The 2,301-nt window shown below is 46.0% G+C and carries 2 protein-coding genes; one reads left to right on the top strand and one right to left on the bottom strand.

Going from position 1 to position 2,301, the window contains the following annotated elements; genetic code table 11:
• Nucleotides 1-216: 216 nt before the first annotated feature.
• The gene (locus VM802_RS15550) at nt 217-1,476 is read right to left on the bottom strand and encodes a YdcF family protein (protein WP_325532066.1); all 1,260 of its coding nucleotides are present in this window, start codon (nt 1,474-1,476) and stop codon (nt 217-219) included.
• A gap of 324 nt (nt 1,477-1,800) precedes the next feature.
• Between VM802_RS15550 and VM802_RS15545 the strand changes: the two genes are divergently transcribed.
• Nucleotides 1,801-2,301, top strand: a 501-nt coding sequence (locus VM802_RS15545; protein WP_325532064.1) for a hypothetical protein, incomplete at its 3' end; no start/stop codon positions are given.

Below are 2,301 nucleotides of genomic sequence, written 5' to 3'. Positions count from 1 at the left end.
AAAATCGGCTGTCCGGTAAATTTTTTATCTTTATCCAAGTTTTTACGTTTAAGGTGTGGTAACCCAAACATAGAAACTATTGGGGGGCTTGCCCCCTTTTTTTATGCTTTATTCACTTATTTTAGTCGGACAATACTGATTTTAATCATACAACTTATTTCATCTTCACTGCATTTATCAATACCTAAATATCTAAATACCTAAATAAAAAAATACTCAGGGATCGAGCGGGTCACGGGCATCTGCCTGTAATGACCTGAGATCCGGAAGGAAAGAAAGAAAATACAAATCAGATTGTTTAATGTCGGTTGCGGGTATGTATCCCAGCTCTTCGGTAGCTCTTTGTCCAAACATTTTGCTGTTTACATAGTTCAGGTGTAAAGCATCTGAGACGCAGAGCATTCGTTTGTTAAGCGGGATACCGCTGTACCAGGCGATGCGTACTGCATTCCGGATGTTGGTGGTGGTGTGTCTTGCGTAGGGGTCGATGAACACTGCCGATGCGGGGATCTTCAGTTCATCTACCAGGAATTTTTTCATTTCCACGGCTTCGGCGTATGGTGTGCCGAAGGGATGTACGTGTCCACCGGAGACGATGATGCAGGGCGCCAATCCTTTTTTGAACAGCTCTGCTCCCATGCGGCAGCGGTTCTTACCGCTTTCGCTGATTGGTGATTTATCTGACGGTCCGGCACCCAGGATCAGCATTGCGGAGAATGTATAGTCATTCCAGTTCATATCCTTCAGTTGCGTATATGCTTCCCAGTTAGTATGCGACAATGGCTCATACCGGATGCTTTCGTCGTGCCTGTTGAGGCGCAGCAGTCCTAGTGCCAGGTCGAGAGCCGGCCTGAAGATGAGGGTACTGTCGTATTTTTTCTGAGCAAGCTCTTTGAGGATCAGGTGAACGCCTGCAATGTACTGCGGTGATTTCACATAATAAGCGGCAGAGTCTATTTTGGGATAGCGGAAGCCTTTATTTGTTGTATAGGCGTTGATGATATAGCTGATACCTTTTGCGGCATCTTCCCAGGCTTTTTGCAGCAGCTGGTTGTCTGGCAGGGCGGCGTAGAGCTGGAACATGCCGCTGCGGCGCATTTCGTTCAGCAGTTCCTGCATTGGCGCAGCGCGATGATCTAACAGGGCCTGGAAGCGGGTTCCCACGCTGTTGGCCATCTCACCTGAAAGTACAAATGGCCGGGTGGCGGCTGCGATATCCTGGTCATTTTCCAGCCATAGCAGCTGCTTTTTGTATTGCACCCTATCCTTTTGCAGCGCCGGATCTTTTATCAGCAGTTTGGTTACTACCGGCATTTTTTCCATCAGGGTGAGGAGGTAGAAGTTCCGGTCCTGCAGCGCATCACCGCTTTTGAGTGCAATGTATTGCGGATCAGGCGCAACGGACTGAGCAGCAGTAATGATGGTATCTGTCAATAATAAAAATAAGACTACGGGGAAGATTTTCAGGCAGTGCATGACACAATAATACGCGACATTCATTCAAAACACAAATTATCTATATATTATATCTGACCGTTCATAAAATAAAACATTATCATAATGTATTTATAAATCAAATACGTAGAAAATTTGTTTTAAAACACATATCCATAGCGGGTTTTGACATAGATGTACATTTAACAATGATGAGAAAATCACTTAATTTCACGGCACCATAATAAAGTCCCGAACTAATTTCCAATTTTTGTAATCAATACAATGTATAACACCCAGGAGAGAAAAAGTTTTTTACGGTTTACCTTGCTTGGACTGATGGTGATCATACTCGTTACATTTTTCATGATCATTGTATTACGTAAGCAGGCGTCAGATCAGCTGAGCGTGGTAGTGAGAGACCTGGTGGCCACCAAAACGGATGCCGGCCACATCGATCAGGCGGTGCAGTTGTTATATGCGGCTGACAATGATTTCAGATTCTATACCCTTACCTACGATCCAGCCTATCTACATTCTTATGTTACTTCATTGCAGGGCATCAGCGCGCACCTGGATTCGGCGCTGAGCGCTTCCGGCAGGCGTCAGCAGGTTGACAACCTGCTGGCCGACAAAGAAAGGAAGACGCAGCTTTTCCTGCTCAGTAAGTTGTCGATCGATTCACTGTTGCACCTGTCATTATCGTGGGATACAGCCGCTATACCCTCTGTATTGCAGCAGCTCAGTCATGTGAGGATACCACAGCGGCAGGTAGTAGATACGATTATCACCGCCTCTACGGCAGTGGCGCCCCGCAAGAAGAAAAAGCTCTTTGGCAGACTGCGGGACGCTATCACCAATAAAACG

Source organism: Chitinophaga sp., assembly GCF_035538455.1.
GTDB lineage: Bacteria > Bacteroidota > Bacteroidia > Chitinophagales > Chitinophagaceae > Chitinophaga.
The sequence above is the reverse complement of the archived record's forward strand: the minus strand, read 5'-3'. Positions and strand labels throughout refer to the sequence as shown.